Source organism: Flavobacterium hankyongi (assembly GCF_036840915.1).
In the GTDB taxonomy this organism is placed as follows: domain Bacteria; phylum Bacteroidota; class Bacteroidia; order Flavobacteriales; family Flavobacteriaceae; genus Flavobacterium; species Flavobacterium hankyongi.
On record NZ_CP085725.1, the window covers coordinates 2,618,215 to 2,636,725 of the forward strand.

The 18,511-nt window shown below is 33.3% G+C and carries 19 protein-coding genes; 7 read left to right on the forward strand and 12 right to left on the reverse strand.

What is annotated here, in order from left to right; translation table 11 throughout:
• Position 1: 1 nt before the first annotated feature.
• The 5 genes from truB to LJY17_RS12010 all read right to left on the reverse strand — a co-directional run bounded on the left by truB (position 2) and on the right by LJY17_RS12010 (position 3,183).
• On the reverse strand, positions 2-706 hold the full coding sequence (truB, locus tag LJY17_RS11990; RefSeq protein ID WP_264544059.1) for a tRNA pseudouridine(55) synthase TruB: 705 nt from the start codon (positions 704-706) through the stop codon (positions 2-4).
• 6 nt (positions 707-712) lie between these two features.
• A complete protein-coding gene (locus LJY17_RS11995) occupies positions 713-1,522 on the reverse strand; it encodes an undecaprenyl-diphosphate phosphatase (RefSeq protein WP_264544060.1) in 810 nt (269 codons plus the stop codon).
• A 4-nt stretch (positions 1,523-1,526) separates the two neighbouring features.
• Positions 1,527-2,003: a hypothetical protein gene (locus LJY17_RS12000; protein WP_264544061.1), complete on the reverse strand. Its 477-nt coding sequence runs from the start codon at positions 2,001-2,003 to the stop codon at positions 1,527-1,529.
• The gene (locus LJY17_RS12005) at positions 2,004-2,231 is read right to left on the reverse strand and encodes a DUF3098 domain-containing protein (RefSeq protein ID WP_264544062.1); all 228 of its coding nucleotides are present in this window, start codon (positions 2,229-2,231) and stop codon (positions 2,004-2,006) included.
• 76 nt (positions 2,232-2,307) lie between these two features.
• Positions 2,308-3,183, reverse strand: a complete 876-nt coding sequence (locus LJY17_RS12010; protein ID WP_264544063.1) for a cell division protein FtsX — start codon at positions 3,181-3,183, stop codon at positions 2,308-2,310.
• A 157-nt stretch (positions 3,184-3,340) separates the two neighbouring features.
• On the opposite strand from LJY17_RS12010, the gene fumC reads away from it, so the two are divergent.
• Positions 3,341-4,726: a class II fumarate hydratase gene (gene fumC, locus LJY17_RS12015; RefSeq protein ID WP_264544064.1), complete on the forward strand. Its 1,386-nt coding sequence runs from the start codon at positions 3,341-3,343 to the stop codon at positions 4,724-4,726.
• 136 nt (positions 4,727-4,862) lie between these two features.
• Complete coding sequence (locus LJY17_RS12020) at positions 4,863-7,907, forward strand: leucine--tRNA ligase (protein ID WP_264544065.1); 3,045 nt, start codon at positions 4,863-4,865, stop codon at positions 7,905-7,907.
• Between the two features lie 50 nt (positions 7,908-7,957).
• Here LJY17_RS12020 and LJY17_RS12025 read toward each other — a convergent pair whose 3' ends face one another.
• Complete coding sequence (locus tag LJY17_RS12025) at positions 7,958-8,173, reverse strand: hypothetical protein (RefSeq protein ID WP_264544066.1); 216 nt, start codon at positions 8,171-8,173, stop codon at positions 7,958-7,960.
• Positions 8,174-8,407: 234 nt separating this feature from the next.
• Here LJY17_RS12025 and LJY17_RS12030 point away from each other — a divergent pair, with 234 nt between their 5' ends.
• The 5 genes from LJY17_RS12030 to LJY17_RS12050 all read left to right on the forward strand — a co-directional run bounded on the left by LJY17_RS12030 (position 8,408) and on the right by LJY17_RS12050 (position 11,485).
• Complete coding sequence (locus tag LJY17_RS12030; RefSeq protein ID WP_264544067.1) at positions 8,408-8,653, forward strand: hypothetical protein; 246 nt, start codon at positions 8,408-8,410, stop codon at positions 8,651-8,653.
• A 5-nt stretch (positions 8,654-8,658) separates the two neighbouring features.
• Positions 8,659-9,453, forward strand: a complete 795-nt coding sequence (locus tag LJY17_RS12035) for a DUF3667 domain-containing protein (protein ID WP_264544068.1) — start codon at positions 8,659-8,661, stop codon at positions 9,451-9,453.
• Between the two features lie 122 nt (positions 9,454-9,575).
• Positions 9,576-10,520 (forward strand): alpha/beta hydrolase, encoded by a 945-nt coding sequence (locus tag LJY17_RS12040; RefSeq protein WP_264544069.1) that lies wholly within the window; start codon positions 9,576-9,578, stop codon positions 10,518-10,520.
• Positions 10,521-10,527: 7 nt separating this feature from the next.
• Positions 10,528-10,713, forward strand: a complete 186-nt coding sequence (locus tag LJY17_RS12045) for a hypothetical protein (protein WP_264544070.1) — start codon at positions 10,528-10,530, stop codon at positions 10,711-10,713.
• A 91-nt stretch (positions 10,714-10,804) separates the two neighbouring features.
• A complete protein-coding gene (locus LJY17_RS12050) occupies positions 10,805-11,485 on the forward strand; it encodes a zinc metallopeptidase (RefSeq protein WP_264544071.1) in 681 nt (226 codons plus the stop codon).
• A gap of 91 nt (positions 11,486-11,576) precedes the next feature.
• Here the strand turns inward: LJY17_RS12050 and LJY17_RS12055 are convergent, their stop codons facing one another.
• The 6 genes from LJY17_RS12055 to LJY17_RS12080 form a co-directional block, all read right to left on the reverse strand.
• Positions 11,577-12,311 carry a rhamnogalacturonan acetylesterase gene (locus LJY17_RS12055; protein ID WP_264544072.1) on the reverse strand — a complete coding sequence of 245 codons (735 nt, stop codon included), beginning with the start codon at positions 12,309-12,311 and terminating at the stop codon, positions 11,577-11,579.
• 63 nt (positions 12,312-12,374) lie between these two features.
• Complete coding sequence (locus tag LJY17_RS12060) at positions 12,375-13,481, reverse strand: pectate lyase family protein (RefSeq protein WP_264544073.1); 1,107 nt, start codon at positions 13,479-13,481, stop codon at positions 12,375-12,377.
• A 74-nt stretch (positions 13,482-13,555) separates the two neighbouring features.
• On the reverse strand, positions 13,556-14,599 hold the full coding sequence (locus LJY17_RS12065) for a pectinesterase family protein (RefSeq protein ID WP_264544074.1): 1,044 nt from the start codon (positions 14,597-14,599) through the stop codon (positions 13,556-13,558).
• Positions 14,600-14,601: 2 nt separating this feature from the next.
• Positions 14,602-15,714 carry a glycoside hydrolase family 88/105 protein gene (locus LJY17_RS12070; RefSeq protein ID WP_413614511.1) on the reverse strand — a complete coding sequence of 371 codons (1,113 nt, stop codon included), beginning with the start codon at positions 15,712-15,714 and terminating at the stop codon, positions 14,602-14,604.
• 97 nt (positions 15,715-15,811) lie between these two features.
• On the reverse strand, positions 15,812-16,783 hold the full coding sequence (locus LJY17_RS12075; protein WP_264544075.1) for a DUF4861 domain-containing protein: 972 nt from the start codon (positions 16,781-16,783) through the stop codon (positions 15,812-15,814).
• Between the two features lie 100 nt (positions 16,784-16,883).
• Entirely contained in the window at positions 16,884-18,503 is a 1,620-nt protein-coding gene (locus tag LJY17_RS12080) for a RagB/SusD family nutrient uptake outer membrane protein (protein ID WP_264544076.1), read from the reverse strand.
• Between the last annotated feature and the right edge of the window lie 8 nt (positions 18,504-18,511).

Sequence of the window (18,511 nt, forward strand, 5' to 3'; positions counted from 1 at the left end):
ACTATTTCTCCAACTTCGGAATCAATTTGTCAAATTCCTCAGGAGTTATGGCTTTGTCGACCGAATATTCTCCAATTTTGGTTCTTCGCAAGTCGGTTAAGTGACCTCCTGATTGCAATGCAATTCCAAAATCATAGGCCAACGAACGGATATAAGTGCCTTTACTACAGCTTACTCTAAAATCGATTTCAGGTAATGCAATTCGAGTGATTTCGAATTCGTAAATAGTTGTTTTTCGGGCAGTAATTTCTACTTCTTCTCCTGCACGAGCGTGTTCATACAATCGTTTTCCATCTTTTTTAATGGCCGAAAAAACGGGAGGTTTTTGATCTATTTCACCAATGAATTGTTGTACTGTTTCCTGAATTAAAGCCTCCGTAATATGGTTGGTTGGGAAAGTTGCATCAATTTCGGTTTCTAAATCATAGGATGGAGTGGTAGCTCCTACGGTAATTGTTCCAGTATATTCTTTGGTTTGGGCTTGAATTTCGGTAATTCGTTTGGTGAATTTTCCAGTGCAAACAATAAGCAAACCACTCGCCAAAGGATCTAAAGTCCCAGCATGACCAATTTTGAATTTCTTAGGAAGCCCCAAACGGTTTTTTAACGTGTATTTTAATTTGTTTACCGCCTGGAATGAACTCCAAGTCAAAGGTTTGTCAATTAATAAAACTTGACCGTTTAAAATATCTTCTGCAGAGTACAAATCGAATTATTTTAGAAAAGAGAAATAAAGTAAAAGTAAGGTTCCAGCTACGATACGATACCAACCCCAAGGTTTGAAACCGTATTGTTTGATGATGCCAATAAAGAATTTTATAGCCAAAATCGCTACGATAAAGGCTACAATATTACCTACAACAAACATGGTCATGGTGTCTTTTGATTGTAAAATCAATTCGTACCCTTTCATTTGACTATGTTCGTAGGTTTTTAAAAACACCGAATAACACGTTACCGCCAACATGGTAGGGACGGCTAAAAAGAAAGAGAATTCGGCTGCAGCATGTCGGGTTAAGCCTTGTTGCATTCCTCCAATGATAGAAGCAGCACTACGACTAGTTCCTGGCATCATTGCCAAACATTGCCAAAAACCTATGGTAACCGCTTTTTTTACAGTAATTTCTTCTTCTGAAGAAACAGTTGGGTTTTGAAAAAATCGGTCAATAAAAAGTAGAATAAATCCACCAACAATCAAAACAATTGCAATCGGAATAGGATTTCCTAAAATCGCTTCAATTTTATCGTCAAATAATTTTCCTAAAACCAAGGCAGGAACTACTGCAGCGGCCAATTTGATAAAGAAATTCAATTTGGTGAAATCGAAAAATTTACGCCAATACAAAACTACCACGGCCAAAATAGCACCAAACTGTATCGAAACCTGAAACAATTTCACAAAATCATCTTCTTGAATTCCGAAATAGGAACTGGTAAAAATCATATGTGCCGTTGACGAAACCGGTAAATATTCGGTTATTCCCTCAACAATGGCAATAAGTATTGCTTTTAATAAATCCATGTATTTATCTTATGTGTAAAGCCTTGCAGATATTTTCAGAGTTAATATCAATAAAAGCTCTGAACTTATTAGGATCAAGACCAGATTTTACTTCGATTAATTTTTTTGTAAAATTAGAATCTAAATTGATATAGTAATAAACATCTTTTATTTTTTCTTCAGAATCTATTTTTTGAACAAGTTGTGCTAAAAAATCTTCCTTTTCGATTAATGAAAACCCTTTAGGTATTTTAACAAAAAAATACAAAGTATGATATAAACGGTCTTCATATTTTAAACAAGCTCTTCCGTTCTCTTCGATTTTATTATTATTGTCTTCTTCACTAACAGTTATAAAAAAATTCATAACACCATAATTAGAATAGTCAATTCGTGAAATAGGAATTTTTTTTTGATTATAGCTGATATATTTAACCTCTTTTCTTTGTGAAAAGATTTTAAAAGTGATTAAGAAAAACAATAGTAATATTTTATTGTTCATTTAGTTTTTCTTAAAAATCGAATAAATAACTATACCAAAACCAACCAGTACGGTTGTAGGGGCTAAACGAATTCTTCTGAAACTGAAAATGTCAGGATTAAAAACAGTAGGATCATCGCTGCCGCCACCAGTCATTAAAATAAATCCTAAAGCAATTACAGCTAATCCAATAATTAAGAATTTATAGTTTACCTTGTCAAAAAGGAATTCTTGTTTTTTATTTTCCATACTTATATGAATTGTGTTGCTTTCGAGAGCCTCAAGCAACGGTGACTGACGTTCTCGAAGTCACATTTACTTTAATTTAATATAAATCGTCTGTTCTTAAGTTTAAGAAACGCTGCGTTGCAAAATAAGTACTTAACCAAGTAATTAAAACACCAGTACCAAATACACCAAGCAATACAAACAATATTGAAGTTTTATCTTCCATAATGCCAAGGTTAGGATAGCTAGAATCTAAATAAAATAAAACTCCAAGCAATGCTACTACTGCAATACCAGCACCAATCATTCCTAACTTTACACTTCTCCAAATAAATGGTTTTCTAATAAAGGCTTTAGTTGCTCCAACCATTTGCATGGTTTTAATGATGAAACGATTAGCATAAATAGATAAACGCATTGAGCTATTAATAAGCAACACAGCAATTAATGTTAGGAAACCACTAACAATTAAAATCCACATACTTACTTTTTTTACGTTTTCGTTCACCATTTTCACTAATTGCTTGTCGTAAACGATATCGGCAATCAGTTTATTTTCACGAAGTTTTCTTTCAATTTTAGTAATGCTGTCATATTCTACATAATCAGCTTTAATATGAATATCGAAGGAGTTTTGTAATGGATTAGCGCCTAAAAATTCTGTAAAATTTTCACCCAAAGTTTGTTCGTGTTCTTTAGCTGCTTCTTCTTTTGAAACATACTTCACAGATTTAGCAAATACAGCACTTTTTACACTGTCACCAAATTTGGTTAGCGTTGTGTCTTTAGCTTCATCTTTAAAATAAATAGACATAGCAATCCCTTCCTTAAAATCGTTTGAAAGTTTTTTGGAGTTAATAATGAATAATCCAAGAATTCCTAGTAAAAAAAGTACTAGAAAAACACTCAATACAACCGAAAAATAAGACGTGATTAGTCTACGTTTTTGAAATTTTTCAAAAGATGAACTCATACAAATAATTTATTTGCGGTAAAAATAACAAAGAATTTCTTTATTTAAAGTTAATAAGGCCCAAAGTTTCGTGTTTCTTATTAATAAATGTAATTTTATAATGCGGTTTTTGAATGAATCAGATTCAAAAGCACAAATTTTATCAAATAAACTAAAAATGGAATATAGAATCGAAAAAGACACTATGGGTGAAGTTAAGGTACCTGCCGATAAATATTGGGGTGCTCAAACAGAACGTTCAAGAAATAATTTCAAGATAGGAACACCAGCATCCATGCCAAAAGAAATTATCGAGGGTTTTGCTTATCTTAAAAAAGCTGCGGCGTATGCGAATTGCGATTTGGGTGTGCTTTCAACAGAAAAAAGAGACGCAATCAGTGCTGTTTGCGACGAAATCTTGGCTGGAAAACTGAATGACCAATTTCCATTGGTGATTTGGCAAACTGGTTCGGGTACACAAAGCAACATGAATGTCAACGAAGTGATTGCGAATCGGGCACAAGTATTGGGTGGATTTAAAATTGGGGAAGGTGAACAAATCATCAAAGCCAATGATGATGTCAATAAATCGCAATCGTCTAACGATACTTTCCCAACAGGAATGCACATTGCAGCGTATAAAATGATTGTTGAGACTACTATTCCAGGAGTAGAAAAGCTACGTGATACTTTAAAAATGAAATCCGACAAGTTTAAAGACATTGTAAAAATTGGTCGTACTCATCTTATGGATGCCACACCACTTACATTGGGCCAAGAAATTTCAGGTTATTCTGCCCAATTGGACTACGGACTAAAAGCGCTTAAAAACACTTTGCCGCATCTATCAGAAATTGCTTTGGGCGGAACTGCAGTGGGAACAGGATTAAATACTCCTGAAGGTTATGATGTAAAAGTAGCCGAATACATTGCAAAATTTACTGGTCATCCTTTTGTAACGGCTCCTAATAAATTTGAAGCTTTGGCTTCGCACGATGCTATTGTGGAATCACATGGCGCGTTGAAGCAATTGGCCGTTTCATTAAATAAAATAGCCAATGATATTCGTATGCTGGCTTCAGGTCCGCGTTCGGGAATCGGTGAAATTCTTATACCTGAAAACGAACCTGGTTCATCAATTATGCCTGGAAAAGTAAATCCAACACAATGTGAAGCGATGACTATGGTTTGTGCTCAAGTTATGGGGAATGATGTAGCTATTTCTGTTGGTGGCATGCAAGGGCACTATGAATTAAATGTTTTTAAACCAGTCATGGCGGCAAACATATTGCAATCGGCACGTTTATTGGGTGATGCTTGTGTGTCTTTTGATGAACATTGTGCTCAAGGGATAGAACCAAATCATGCCCGAATTAAAGAATTGGTTGATAATTCATTGATGCTCGTGACAGCTTTAAATACAAAAATTGGATATTACAAAGCAGCCGAAATTGCCCAAACTGCACATAAAAACGGAACTACACTCAAGGATGAAGCAATCCGTTTAGGATATGTTTCTGCTGAAGATTTTGACGCTTGGGTTAAACCCGAAGATATGGTGTAAACCAGTCTGTTATTTTAAACAAAACTTATTAGCCTGTAAATTTCTGGTTTCTTATAATAAATGTAAATTTGCAGCTTGAATTTTAAGTGTGGGAGAACTTTGTGACTTTCCACTTTGACACATTGAAACGCTAAAGATGAAATACTTTCACGAACAAATCGAAGCCAAATGGCAAAAATATTGGGCAGACCATCAAACGTTTGTTGCCAAAAATGATTCAAATCAACCCAAATATTACGTATTGGATATGTTTCCTTACCCTTCAGGGGCAGGATTACATGTTGGACATCCACTGGGATACATCGCTTCTGATATTGTAGCGCGTTACAAAAGACATCAAGGATTTAATGTGTTGCATCCGCAAGGGTATGATTCATTTGGTTTACCAGCTGAACAATATGCGATTCAAACAGGACAACATCCTGAAAAAACGACTAAGGAAAATATTGCGCGCTACCGTGAGCAGTTAGATAAAATCGGTTTTTCTTTCGATTGGAGTAGAGAAGTACGTACTTCAAATCCTGATTATTATAAACATACACAATGGATTTTTATCCAATTATTCAATTCTTGGTACAATAAAGAAACCGATAGAGCTGAGGATATTTCGGAATTGATTCAAATTTTTGAAAGAAGTGGTAACGCAACTATTCATGCGGTTTGCGATGATAATACTGAAATATTTTTCCCTTCTGATTGGAATTCGTATTCTGAAGAAAAGAAACAACAAGTATTATTACAATATCGTTTAACATATTTAGCAGAAACTGAAGTAAACTGGTGCCCTGCATTAGGAACGGTTTTAGCGAATGACGAAATCGTAAACGGAGTTTCGGAGCGTGGAGGACATCCTGTTATCCGTAAAAAAATGACGCAATGGTCAATGCGTATTTCGGCGTATGCTGAAAGATTGTTACAAGGTTTGGAAACCATAGATTGGACTGAATCGTTGAAAGAATCGCAGCGTAATTGGATTGGTAAATCGGTGGGAGCATCGGTTCGTTTTGCTGTCAGTTCGAGCGCAGTCGAGAACCAATTTATAGAAGTCTTTACTACACGTCCTGATACTATTTTTGGAGTGACATTTATGACTTTGGCACCAGAGCATGAGTTGGTTTCAAAAATTACTACTGCTGAACAAAAGGAAGCTGTAGAAGCCTATGTAGAAGCTACAGCAAAACGTTCTGAAAGAGAGCGTATGGCCGATGTGAAGACAATTTCAGGAGTTTTCACGGGAGCTTATGCTGAACATCCTTTCACAAAAGAACCAATTCCTGTTTGGATTGGTGATTATGTATTGGCCGGTTATGGAACAGGTGCTGTTATGGCGGTTCCTTGTGGTGATGAACGTGATTATGCGTTTGCTAATTTCTTCAAAGGGACCAACGGAATGCCAGCGATTAAAAATATTTTCAATCAAGATATTTCGGAAGCCGCTTATGGCGAAAAAGGTGGGTTTGAATTGGTTGATTCTGATTTCTTAAACGGATTGGATTACAAATCGGGAACGAAGAAAGTAATTGAAGAATTAGAAAAAATTGGTGCTGGAAAAGCCAAAGTAAATTACCGTTTACGTGACGCGGTTTTCTCTCGTCAGCGTTACTGGGGTGAGCCATTTCCGGTATATTACGTGAATGGATTGCCACAAATGATTGCTAAAGAACATTTGCCAATCGTTTTACCAGAAGTAGAAAAGTATTTACCAACAGAAGACGGTCAACCACCATTAGGAAATGCCACGAATTGGGCGTGGGATACTGTAAACAATACAATAGTTGGTAATGAATTTATTGATGATGAAAAAGTTTTCCCATTAGAATTAAATACGATGCCAGGTTGGGCAGGAAGTTCATGGTACTGGATGCGTTACATGGATGCACACAATGATACTGATTTTGCTTCTGCAGATGCTTTAAAATACTGGGAGAATGTAGATTTATACATTGGCGGAAGCGAGCACGCTACCGGCCACTTGTTGTATTCCCGTTTTTGGAATAAATTCTTAAAAGATAAAGGATTTGCACCAACCGAAGAACCATTCAAAAAGTTGATTAACCAAGGGATGATTTTGGGAACTAGTGCTTTTGTTCAGGGTGTTTGGGTTGAGATTAGTTATCGTGATTCTGGAGAAGTTTTGTTTGGAGATAAAGAGCCAATCGCTGTTGATCTTCCTCGTCCTTTTTTTATAGGTATTTCAAAGAATATTTTTAGTTCAAAGGAGTTTGAAATGGATGAATACGGAATTGTATATAACGATGTTTTAAATAAATTAATTAGTGAAAAGTTTCCAGAATTAAAATTTATAAATCCTGAAGAAAATTTATTGGATGAATGCTACGATTATAGATGTTCAGTTGTAAATCCTCATACTGATGTGAATTTTGTAAATTCTTCTGATGAATTGGATGTTGAAGCTTTCAAAAACTGGCGAGAAGAATATAAGAATGCTGAATTTATTTATGAAGATAACGGGAAATACATAGTTTCTCGCGAGGTCGAAAAAATGTCCAAATCAAAATACAACGTAGTAACACCAGACAATATTTGTGTAGAATACGGAGCTGATACGTTACGTTTATACGAAATGTTCCTTGGGCCATTAGAACAGGCAAAACCTTGGAATACTGCTGGTATTACAGGAGTTTCAGGATTCCTGAAAAAACTATGGCGATTGTATTTTGACGACAACGGTTTGATTGTTAAAGACGAAGAACCAACGGCAGACATGTACAAATCATTACATAAAACCATCAAGAAAGTTACGGAGGATATTGAGAATTTCTCTTTCAATACATCAGTGTCACAGTTTATGATTTGTGTAAATGAATTGGCACAACAAAAATGTAATCACAGAGCTATTTTAGAGCCATTGGCAATCATTGTTTCGCCGTATGCGCCACATATTGCGGAAGAATTATGGAGTGCTTTAGGTCATGAAGGTTCGATTTCGACTGTGGCTTTCCCTAAGTTTGAAGAGAAATATTTAGTAGAATCTGAAAAAGAATATCCAGTTTCTTTCAACGGGAAAATGCGTTTCACGATTAAATTACCATTGGATTTAACCGCAGCTCAAATCGAAGAAATTGTAATGGCTGACGAAAGAACACAAAATCAATTGCAAGGAAGAACACCAAACAAAGTGATTATCGTTCCTGGGAAGATTATTAATCTAGTAGGATGATAAAAATTTTCAGATTATAACTATAAAAAAGGCTGCATCATGCAGCCTTTTTATTCTTGAGGACCTTCAGAATCTCTGTAAACAGTCCATTCGTATCCGCTTTCACCAGCATCCCATTCACCATTGTTGTTAGCATCATTAAATGACACAGTTGTAATACTAGTTGTCCCTCCACCTGTAACAGTAATTGTGTAGGTTACTTGTCCATTACCATTAATTTGTTTTGCTTCCTGTTTACTCAATGCAAAAGCACTAAATTTTTCCATAATTGATTAGTTTTTAGTTATAATGTAGGAAAAATAATACTTTTTATTTTTTTATAAAAATTAATTAATTGTTTTTTGAGTATTATTTTTTTGGATTGTATGTTCATTCTGAAAATAATGTTCTTTGAAATAATCGTTTTTTGTTTTATTCTTGTAAGAATTTTCAAATTTTGTTTGTGTTTAATAAAAAAAATAAAATTTACAGAATAATGACAATCTAACATACTATTCAAAATGAAACAAAAAGACTTCTCTAAATTAGATGACCAACAATTATTAAAAGAAAATAAATTAGCGAAGACTTTACTAATCGCATATAGCATTATTTTTTTATTAATGATTCTATCGGCCATTTTTACAACTACAGTAAAAGGTATTGGTTTTTTTACATTTTTCCCTTTGTTTTTTCTGCCAATCGCAGTAGTAATGTGGATAAATAGTAAAACGTATGAAAAAGAAATAAAATCGCGTAAATTATAATTAAAATGGCTGAAAGTTGTCAAAATTGCAATGAAATTATCACAGCGAGTTTTTGTGGTAATTGCGGACAAAAGAAATATAAAAGAATTGACAGAAAGTATATCTGGGACGAAATTCAATACACATTATTACATACTAATAAAGGATTTCTGTATTCAGTTAAAAACATTTTGCGTAATCCAGGAAAGACAGCCAAGGATTTTATAGACGGAAATAGGGTAAATCATTATAAACCTATTTTATTGATTTTTGTTTTAAGTAGTATTGCTGCTTTTATTTCATATAAAATTTTGAATTTTAATGAAATCATGAATGCTTTTTATTCTCAAAACCAGATTAATTCGAAAGCCATGGTCGATGCCATGTCTTTACTTTCCAGTTATAGTTCTATACTAATGCTTCTTCTGATTCCGTTCTTTTCAATAGCAACCAAAATTGCTTTTAGTAAATGTGGTAACAATTATTATGAACACATTGTAATTAATGCATACATTTTGTCGTATTATACATTAGTATATATAGTTTTAGTATATCCTATTATGTTTTTTTTCAGACATTCGGTTGTTGTTTTTGGAACTATTGCACAATTTTCTACTTTATTAATTTTACCTATATTAATATTGTTTTTTAAAGAATTTTATAAGGACAAACCTTTTAAGAGTATTTTGATGAGGGTTTTTGGTGTTTTGGGTTTGACAATTTTAGGATATTTTATTTTAATAATATTGGTAGTTATAGTTGGTTTTGTTTTAGCAGCCTTTATGGGGCCAGAAGCATTGCAATATGTCAAGCCTAAATAAGAGAAATTTTTATAGTTAATATTTTAAATCCCAAATTTGGTTACTGAGCTTGTCGAAGTGCGAATTTGGGATTTCTTTTTGTAACATTTTTAAGAAATTACGTATAATAAAGAAAACAATAAATGAAAAAAATCCTATTTGTGGTGATGATAACTTTGTCTTTCGCCATGCAAGCTCAAACAACATTAGATTTGTCTTTTGTTGAAAATCCTGTTGAGGTATCGATCAAAGAAGGAAAAGTATTAGGGACTTTATGCTTGCCAAATCAAAAGAAAAACTCACCGGTAGCCTTAATTATTGCTGGTTCTGGCCCAACAGATAGAGACGGTAATAACCCAATGATGAAAAATAATTCATTGAAATTACTGGCGCAAGAATTAGCTAAAAATGGTATTGCGTCTGTTCGTTATGACAAAAGAGGAGTGGCAGGAAGTTCAACAATTGTAACGAAAGAAGAAGATTTACGATTTGAAGATTTTATTTCGGATGCGCAACATTGGGTTGAATTTCTTAAAAAAGACAAACGTTTCAGTCAAGTTGTTGTTATAGGGCATAGTGAAGGATCTTTGATTGGGATGAATTTGTCTAATATCGATAAGTTTGTGTCTCTTGCAGGAGCTGGACAATCAGCAGATTTGACTCTAAAAGAACAATTGGATTCACAACCACAAATGGTTAAGGATATGTGTTTTCCAATTATCGACAAATTAAAAAAAGGTGAACTAGTAGAGGACGTAAATCCAATGTTAAACTCAGTATTTAGAAAAAGTGTTCAACCGTACATGATTTCTTGGTTTAAACATAATCCACAGGAAGATATAAAGAAATTGAATATTCCTGTTTTAATTGTTCAAGGAGCTACAGATATTCAGGTAAGTGTAAAAGATGCTGATTTACTTTCAAATTCTAGTAAAAATTCAAAAAAGATAATTATTGAAGGGATGAATCATATTTTTAAAATGGTAGCTTTAGATAAGCAAGAAAATGTTGCTACATATAATAATCCAGATTTACCAGTTTCTACTGAATTAGTAAAGACAATGACTGAATTTATCTCAAAAAAATAAACTAAAGATGAAAAAACACGAAGTTCATATTTTAAAAAAATCTGCTGGATTTAAAGGTATGAAAGAAGATCTAGCAAAAGAAGTTGAGCATTTTTTAAATGAAAAATCAAATCAAGGTTATGAAGTAATTAATGTGTCGTTTACGTATTATGAAGCTACCGAATTAATTGCTTTTGTAACAATTTGCAAATAAATGACAAGTTGACATTTCAATTTCTAAATTTAGAGAATGGCTTGTAATTTGATGGTAATTTTATAAATTTAAAAATATAAGTTAATAAACTATGGGATCAGGATATATGATATTGGCCGGTGCTATTATGTTAGTGAGTTGGTTAGTGAGTTCAAGATTAAAAAGCAAATTTGAACACTATTCAAAATTGCAATTGCAAAATGGAATGAGTGGAGCCGAAATTGCTGAGAAGATGTTGGCAGATAATGGAATCTATGATGTAAAAGTAATTTCTACACCAGGAATGCTTACAGATCACTATAATCCGGCAGACAAAACTGTAAATTTATCAGAAGGAGTGTATAATCAACGAAACGCAGCAGCAGCAGCAGTGGCAGCTCACGAATGTGGTCACGCCGTGCAACATGCAGTAGGGTACGAATGGTTAGAAATGCGTTCTAAATTAGTTCCTATTGTTCAAATAACTTCAAGCTTTGTACAATGGATACTCTTGGCAGGAATTTTAATGATTAAAGTATTTCCGGGATTATTACTTATAGGTATTGTGGTTTTTGCAGCAACTACATTGTTTTCATTAATTACACTTCCAGTAGAATATGATGCAAGTAATCGAGCTTTAGCATGGTTAAAAAACAAGAATATGGTTAATCAGGCAGAATATGCAGGAGCTGAAGATGCTTTAAAATGGGCTGCAAGAACGTATGTAGTGGCAGCAATTGGTTCTATTGCAACCTTGTTGTATTACGTTTCTGTTTATATGAATAGAAGATAAATTTTAGTAATTAAGGTTTTATTCTAGATAAATTAATAAGAAGGGCTCATATTTATTGAGCTCTTTTTTGTTTTGATTAAAACCAGTATTCCTATAACTTAACTTCTTTCTTTAGAGGAATATCCAATAGTTTTATTTGTTGCACGGCTATTTTTGCAACTTCAGTAGCTCCTTTTATAGATAGATGAGTATTGTCTTCAATCCCTTTTGGAATATAACTATTTTCTTCAGGGTTGAAATGTAAATGGAGTTCTTTAGATTTTTCGACTCCATATGATTCTTCTAATAATTCTGTATAGTATTGCATATCTATAAACGGAACTTTGTATTCTTGGGCAACTAAACGCATTTCTTGAGTATAATCACCATGTGAATCAATTAATACTCCTTGTTCATTAAAAGTTCTTCTAGTAATAGAAGAAAATAATATAGGAATAGCCTTTTTTTCTCTAGTTTCTACTATGAACTTAATTAAGTTGTGTCTGTAGCTGGTATGAGGGTTAGTATAACGGGTAGGATCGGTTAATTTACCATCATTGTGACCAAACTGTATAAATACATAATCCCCTTTTTTTAGTGAATTATAAACAGATTCCCATAATTTTAAATCAATAAAACTGCGAGTGCTTCTACCATTAACAGCACGGTTATCAATAACTACTTCATCAGTGAAAAAAGTTGATAACATTTGTCCCCAACCTCTTTCAGGATTTTTTTCAGGATTTTCTTTGTTTGCCATTGTCGAATCACCAATCGTATAGATTGTTGTTTTTTGAGAAAAACAATTTATAGTCAACAAGCTTATTATAAGAATTAAATGTTTCATTAGTTTATCTTTTAAAAATTAAAGAAAGGCTTCCTTAAGAAGCCCTTTCTTTTTATGAAAAAATTAAAATGAACCACAGATATTTCCGCCAAGTGTTGCTCCAGCACCTGTTGAAGAAGTAACATTTGCTTTAACTGCAGATGCAGCTAAAGTTACAATAGAATAAGGAGGAGTAAAAGCTGTTCCTGTACCTGAACTATTTCCAGTAGTATTAGTAAAAGTATTATTATTTTCTACCGTAATGGCAGTTGGACTATTCATAATACTAATGGGATCATTAACATTTTCGAAAACATTACTAGTTACTCGAATATTAGCTTCAAATCCAGCAGCAATACATTTATTACTTACACTACTATTAAAAAGACTGTTTATGATATGAACTTTACCAAAACGAACTCTTGGCATTCTTTCTTTGCAACCTGATGCCCACCAGCAACGAGCAAAAGTAATTCTTAATTTTCCTCTATCAGCAGTTGCTCCATCACTAGATCCAATTAAGTTAGAGTATCTATGATCATCAGATCCACCTGATCCACCAGCTCTTGGAGGTTTTAGATAAGTAAATTTACAATAACTAACAGAAATATAGTCAGATTGATTTTTGATGTCAAAATTTCCATCAACACCATCTCTAAATTCACAATGATCTACCCAAACATTTTGGCAATTATCTAAAATAAGATTATCCCAACCATCAGTATCATAAGCGCCTGGTCCTTCAAATATTAAGTTTCTAAAAATGATATTTTTACATCTTTTAACATTCATAATTCCTGAGTTCGCTTTGGTTTGATCACTAGAAACTAGTTTAGCACCAGCAGCACCATAGATTGTTTTTCCAGTTTGATCTTGGAATGCAATTCTTCCTGCTAATGGAAATGTAATAGTTCCAGTAACTTTAATAACTTTAACTGAAGCATTTTCAATTGCTGATTTTAATGCAGCATAAGTGCTAACAGTTGTTTCAGAAGCACTACTTCCCCCAGTAGTACCACCGTTCTGCGATGCCCATCCAGGTACCGATGTACAATCACCAACCTTTGCTGTTTGTGTTGATGATTTAGAGATTTCGTTGTTTACAATGACTTCATCATTGTTAGAACTGCATCCAAAGCAAAAAATTGCTGATAGCAGTGTCGACCAATACAAATTTGATTTTAGTCTCATGGTTTTAATTTATTTAGTTAATAATTAAAAAATTCAGGTTTTTTAGGGCAATCTTATTTGTTTTCTATTTATTCTTAATTTAAATACCAATTTTTAATCTCGTCTTTAAGTATATTGCTTATGGTATATCGTTTAATTTCTTTTTTTGAAAGCTGGTGTGACCACTTTACTCTTTTTTCAACGTTAGAACCTTTTCCTTTGCAATTATATTCTGCATAAAAAGTAGTTTTTTCAGCTTCGGGTTTAGACCAATTATGCCAACCTTCAGGTAGAATATGAACTCCTATCTCACAATTAATAAAAACCGTTTTAGCATAGTTTCTCCATGGTCTAGCTAAATAAACTTTTGTTGTCGTTTCATTAGCGGTTAATTGGCAATCTCTGAATACATAACCAAATTCATGATTTTCTGGAGTTGATGCTGCTGTAATGTAGGAATTGCTTTTACTGTGTATTACACAATTTTCAAAGTATACTGTCGCATCACCAAATATAAAATCGGTTGTTCCTTCAATATAGCAGTCTTTAAAATAGTTTTTGCAATTTTCGCCTGAGGTATATAAAGTATCTTGATTGCCTAGTAAACTGCAGTTCGATACAATTACTCTGTTTGCGTTTACATTTAACGCGACAGCTTGTCCTACTTCTCCTGATGAATTTTCAATGGTTAAATTCTTTACAATACAGTCATTGCCTTCTACTAAAACAGTGTAAGTGTGAAAGGTGCTATTGCGACCCAAATTTATTTTTTTAAAATGATCATTGTAGGAGATTATGGTTTTTTCTGTGCTTTCACCAATTAAAGTTATTTTAGTATTCCAAGCATGAATTTTAACTTTTTCTATATATAGACCATTTTTAATAAAAATAGTAATTCGTTTATCTGGATATGAACGAGCAGCATTTATTGCATTTTGGATACTAGTGAAATCGCCTTTTCCATTACTATCTACAATTATATTATAATCGTCAATTTGCTTTACGCTGTTATTTTTTATTTTGTTAATTATTTTACTATTATCTTGAATATCGATCAAATTATACCAGTAATCAAGATGTGTTTCTAAAACAAACAAGTTGGTAAAATAACCTATTATGTATAGAAGCACCGTTTTCATAATTATTTATTTAATTCTAAAGCGGCTAAAATAAAAGGGCCAGTAGCTTTTGGATCGTTATCTTTTTTCTTTTCATTAATGTAATATTCATAGGATCCATCACGATAAGGATTACCGCCTAATCCTGCTACAGCACAAACTTGTGTAATTGTGATTTCACCTTTTTCGTTTGTTTTTATGAGATGTTTAGTTATCCCGTCAAATCCTTTCAGAGCAAACTTTTTGTATTTTTTTGGGAGATAACCTTTATTTACTCCTTTAGCCAATGCATAAACAAACATTGCAGAGCCAGAACCCTCAAGGTAATTTCCTTTTAGTTCTCCTTTATCAGTGACTTGATACCATAAACCTGTTTTATCCTGAAAAGGGATTAATGCATCTGCTAGTCCATTCAAATAATTAACAAGTTGGTTATATTTAGGATGATCTTTTGGGAAATAATCAAGTACGTCTACTAGTGCCATTGCATACCACCCTAAAGATCTCGACCAGAAATTAGGTGAGGAGCCAGTTGATTGATTTGCCCAAGGCATTTGTTTGCTTTCATCCCAAGCATGATATAAAAGTTTTGTTTTTGGATCTTTATCATTCTTTTCTATTAGCTCAAATTGCTTGGCAATATCATCAAAGTTTTTACCATTCTCAAAAGTTTTTGTGTAATGAGCATAAAAAGGTTCTCCCATGTACAAACCATCAAGCCACATTTGATTAGGATATATTTTTTTGTGCCAAAAGCCACCACTTATAGTTCTAGGTTGTTCTTCAATTTGCTTTTTTAGTGTTTGGAGAGCAGTTAAATATTTGGTTTCTTTTGTTGTGTCGTATAGATTAAATAATAAACGACCCGCAACAATCATGTCAATATTGTATGAATCAATTTTATAAGTTTCTATTGAACCATCATTTTTAATTAATTTATCAGCATAACTTTTAATATAGTCTTGGTATGTTTTTTTTGGAAATTGTTTATTTAGTTCTTCAAATGATGTTAAAACTAGACCATGAACATAGTCCCATTTTGGTGAAGTTGCATTATCGATCATGTAGGATTCTTTATGTTGTGACATAATCGTTAAGGCCATTCTTTCAGACCATTTCAGTTTTTTTGAAATCATACTGTTTTGAGCATTTAAATGCATTGCAAAACAGCTTATTAAAGTTATGATGATAGATTTTGGGGAGGTATTTTTCATCTTCAGATAGGTAGTAATATTAAATTTTATTTTTAGTATTCAAAAGTGTTAATTTTTCATCTAAGTATTTTTTAAAATCTTCCTTAGAATTAATTCCGTTAACCTCTTGTTCCCATGCTGCAGTAAAGTAAAAATCAACTAGATTAGTTGAAGGTTTGAAGACTAGCAGATGATCTAGTTCTGTTTCAACCTCATTTTCGACTGTATTCATTTCATAAAAAATTGCCATTCCTAATTTGTCAGGAATCAAAGATTGTTGCCCATAAGTAGCAATGTATGCCCATTTTTTATTTTTACTAATTCCTTTTAGAATTTCGGTATTTTTTTGTTTCACTATTCCAGTGCAAATTCCGTTAATTTTCTTTGATGACTGAAAGGAATGTTTAGTATGTCTCTGGTCTTTTTCTATAGTTAATTCTGATCTAAGATCAATTATATCATCTGCTGTTTTCCATCCATGATAATTTATTTTTACAGTTGATGTATTTGTGCTATTTTGAACAGAAGCGATTGTTGAATCAACTACATAAAAGTGTTGTCTTTCTTTATTATAGAATCGATCGATGGATCCTATACCAATCCCTTTGCCAGCTTTTAAAATGTCCTGACCCCAATCACTCATTTGATGATAGGAATCAAAGCCATCTTGACCAACTTGAGGAAGAATGATTTTATTCGTTTTTTTACCAAAAATATCAATAGCATTTCTCCAGTCTAGGTACAATCTGTAACCAATTTTATTGCTTTCCCAGCCAGGTCCTTCATAGCGTATATCAAAAGAATGGTCTGTGTGCTCTTTTGCTAATTTTAGTTTTTCAACATTTTTGAATGTACCACCAATATATTTTCTTCCTTCCCATTTTCCGCCTTCTTTTACAGAAATTTCGGCTAGTGTGGAATTATTACTTGAATTTCTTGAGGTTGTTTTTTGAGATTGACCACAAGAAGTAAAGTAAATAGATAAAAAGAGTAAGCAATTATAATATTTCATGGTATTTTGATGTTTTTAAAAATAAGAGATTTTGATCATAAAGGGCTTAAAAGTTGGATTAAGCCCTTTATTTTCAACTATCTATATAACTTACTCAAACTTATAAATATGCAGGGTTTTGAGGGAAATTTTTATTCTTGTTTAAATCTATAGCTGATTGAGGAATTGGTCTTAAAATTTTAAGTACACCATTAGCTCCATTAAAGTTAGCTGCGTTGATAAGATAATTATGTAGTGATGCTCTTTCAACTAATTTATTGGTACGTTTCAAATCAAACCATCTATGGTATTCTCCAAAAAGTTCTCTAGCTCTTTCATCTAAAACCGTATCTATATCATATGTAGTTAAAGGAGTGGTAATTCCAGCTCTAGCCCTTACAGCGTTTAATCTTTGTAAACCTACCGTTGGGTTAGTATTTAGATAAGCTTCAGCTGCAATTAAATATGTTTCACCTAATCTTGATAGAATGATGTCTCTGGTACTTACTTTTGCATTTGTAGCGTATGGAGCTTTAGGATCATCAAACTTTTTTGTAGGTATAGTTTGATAGTCACTACTTACTACTCCTGCTCCATAAGTTCCCCATTGATGCACTTGAACACCTGGATGTGATGCTATATAGGAAGTAATATCAGCAGGAGTTGCCCATTGTGGAGCATAATAGTGTCTTGTTTTTCCAGTAGGATTGTTACCGTCGAAGTGACCATAATAACGCCATAACACCTCTACCATAAATGTTGCTCTAAAACGTTGATCTTCTTGAGTATAAAGACTAAGTGCAAACTGAGTAGGGAGTAAGTTGTAACTTCTCCAGCCTGCACTAGTTGCTACTTCAGGACCACCTAAATAAGAACTGTACCAATTTGCTTGTTTATGCCCTAATTGTGTTGGGCTTGTACTAGCAGAAGCGGGTGAGTATTGAACTGAAAATAAGGTTTCAGCATTTATAATCTCATTACCAGTAGGTGGTGCCCATAAAGTTGCAAAAGGGATGGTTAGACCTTGACCTGCAATAGCATCATCAGCATAAGAAGCAGCGGTCGCAAAATCAGTAGCTGATCCAAAAGATTCATAAGCTCGAGTTAAATATACTTTTGCTAATAGATGTTGTACCGCTCTTTTGTTTACATGTCCATTGAACGTTCCGGTTCCGACATTATTAAGTGCGTCAGTTAAATCATTGATTATGAGATTGTATACTTCTTGAGCAGAATTTCTGTCAAAGCTAAGTTGAGGGCTGGTAAAATATTCTGTTACAATTCCAACTCCACCAAAGGTTTGTACCAATAAAAAATATGCATTTGCTCTTAAGTATTTCACTTCACCTACTAATTTTGCAACATCACTATTTTGCTCCGTTATTGTTGAGTAGTGTATTGCCATGTTGGCAGTTTGTATTGCTTTGTAACAACTCGCATATAGTTCTTGTATTCCACCATCTGATGAGGGATTTAATTGTGTATATCTAGATAAGCCTTCTGGTTCTGTTCCACGACCAGAACCTACCGCGCAAAGATCGGTACCAGCTTCAAAAACATAGGCGTCGTTTCCATATATTTCTTTTAATTGAGCATAGTTAGCATTCACTAATGCGTTGTAACCACTTGCGGTTCTGTAGTATTCATCTGCATTTACAAAGCTTAAGTTTTCTTCCTCTATAAACTCTGAACAAGAAAATAAAGAAACTAATGATAAACCATATAAAAGTATTTTTTTCATTTTGTAAT

Coding starts and splice junctions, on each gene's coding strand:
- LJY17_RS11995 (WP_264544060.1), bottom strand. CDS start 1,522: ATGGATTTATTAAAAGCAATACTTATTGCCATTGTTGAGGGAATAACC.
- LJY17_RS12000 (WP_264544061.1), bottom strand. CDS start 2,003: ATGAACAATAAAATATTACTATTGTTTTTCTTAATCACTTTTAAAATC.
- LJY17_RS12005 (WP_264544062.1), bottom strand. CDS start 2,231: ATGGAAAATAAAAAACAAGAATTCCTTTTTGACAAGGTAAACTATAAA.
- LJY17_RS12010 (WP_264544063.1), bottom strand. CDS start 3,183: ATGAGTTCATCTTTTGAAAAATTTCAAAAACGTAGACTAATCACGTCT.
- fumC (WP_264544064.1), top strand. CDS start 3,341: ATGGAATATAGAATCGAAAAAGACACTATGGGTGAAGTTAAGGTACCT.
- LJY17_RS12020 (WP_264544065.1), top strand. CDS start 4,863: ATGAAATACTTTCACGAACAAATCGAAGCCAAATGGCAAAAATATTGG.
- LJY17_RS12025 (WP_264544066.1), bottom strand. CDS start 8,173: ATGGAAAAATTTAGTGCTTTTGCATTGAGTAAACAGGAAGCAAAACAA.
- LJY17_RS12030 (WP_264544067.1), top strand. CDS start 8,408: ATGAAACAAAAAGACTTCTCTAAATTAGATGACCAACAATTATTAAAA.
- LJY17_RS12035 (WP_264544068.1), top strand. CDS start 8,659: ATGGCTGAAAGTTGTCAAAATTGCAATGAAATTATCACAGCGAGTTTT.
- LJY17_RS12040 (WP_264544069.1), top strand. CDS start 9,576: ATGAAAAAAATCCTATTTGTGGTGATGATAACTTTGTCTTTCGCCATG.
- LJY17_RS12045 (WP_264544070.1), top strand. CDS start 10,528: ATGAAAAAACACGAAGTTCATATTTTAAAAAAATCTGCTGGATTTAAA.
- LJY17_RS12050 (WP_264544071.1), top strand. CDS start 10,805: ATGGGATCAGGATATATGATATTGGCCGGTGCTATTATGTTAGTGAGT.
- LJY17_RS12055 (WP_264544072.1), bottom strand. CDS start 12,311: ATGAAACATTTAATTCTTATAATAAGCTTGTTGACTATAAATTGTTTT.
- LJY17_RS12060 (WP_264544073.1), bottom strand. CDS start 13,481: ATGAGACTAAAATCAAATTTGTATTGGTCGACACTGCTATCAGCAATT.
- LJY17_RS12065 (WP_264544074.1), bottom strand. CDS start 14,599: ATGAAAACGGTGCTTCTATACATAATAGGTTATTTTACCAACTTGTTT.
- LJY17_RS12070 (WP_413614511.1), bottom strand. CDS start 15,714: ATGATTTCAAAAAAACTGAAATGGTCTGAAAGAATGGCCTTAACGATT.
- LJY17_RS12075 (WP_264544075.1), bottom strand. CDS start 16,783: ATGAAATATTATAATTGCTTACTCTTTTTATCTATTTACTTTACTTCT.
- LJY17_RS12080 (WP_264544076.1), bottom strand. CDS start 18,503: ATGAAAAAAATACTTTTATATGGTTTATCATTAGTTTCTTTATTTTCT.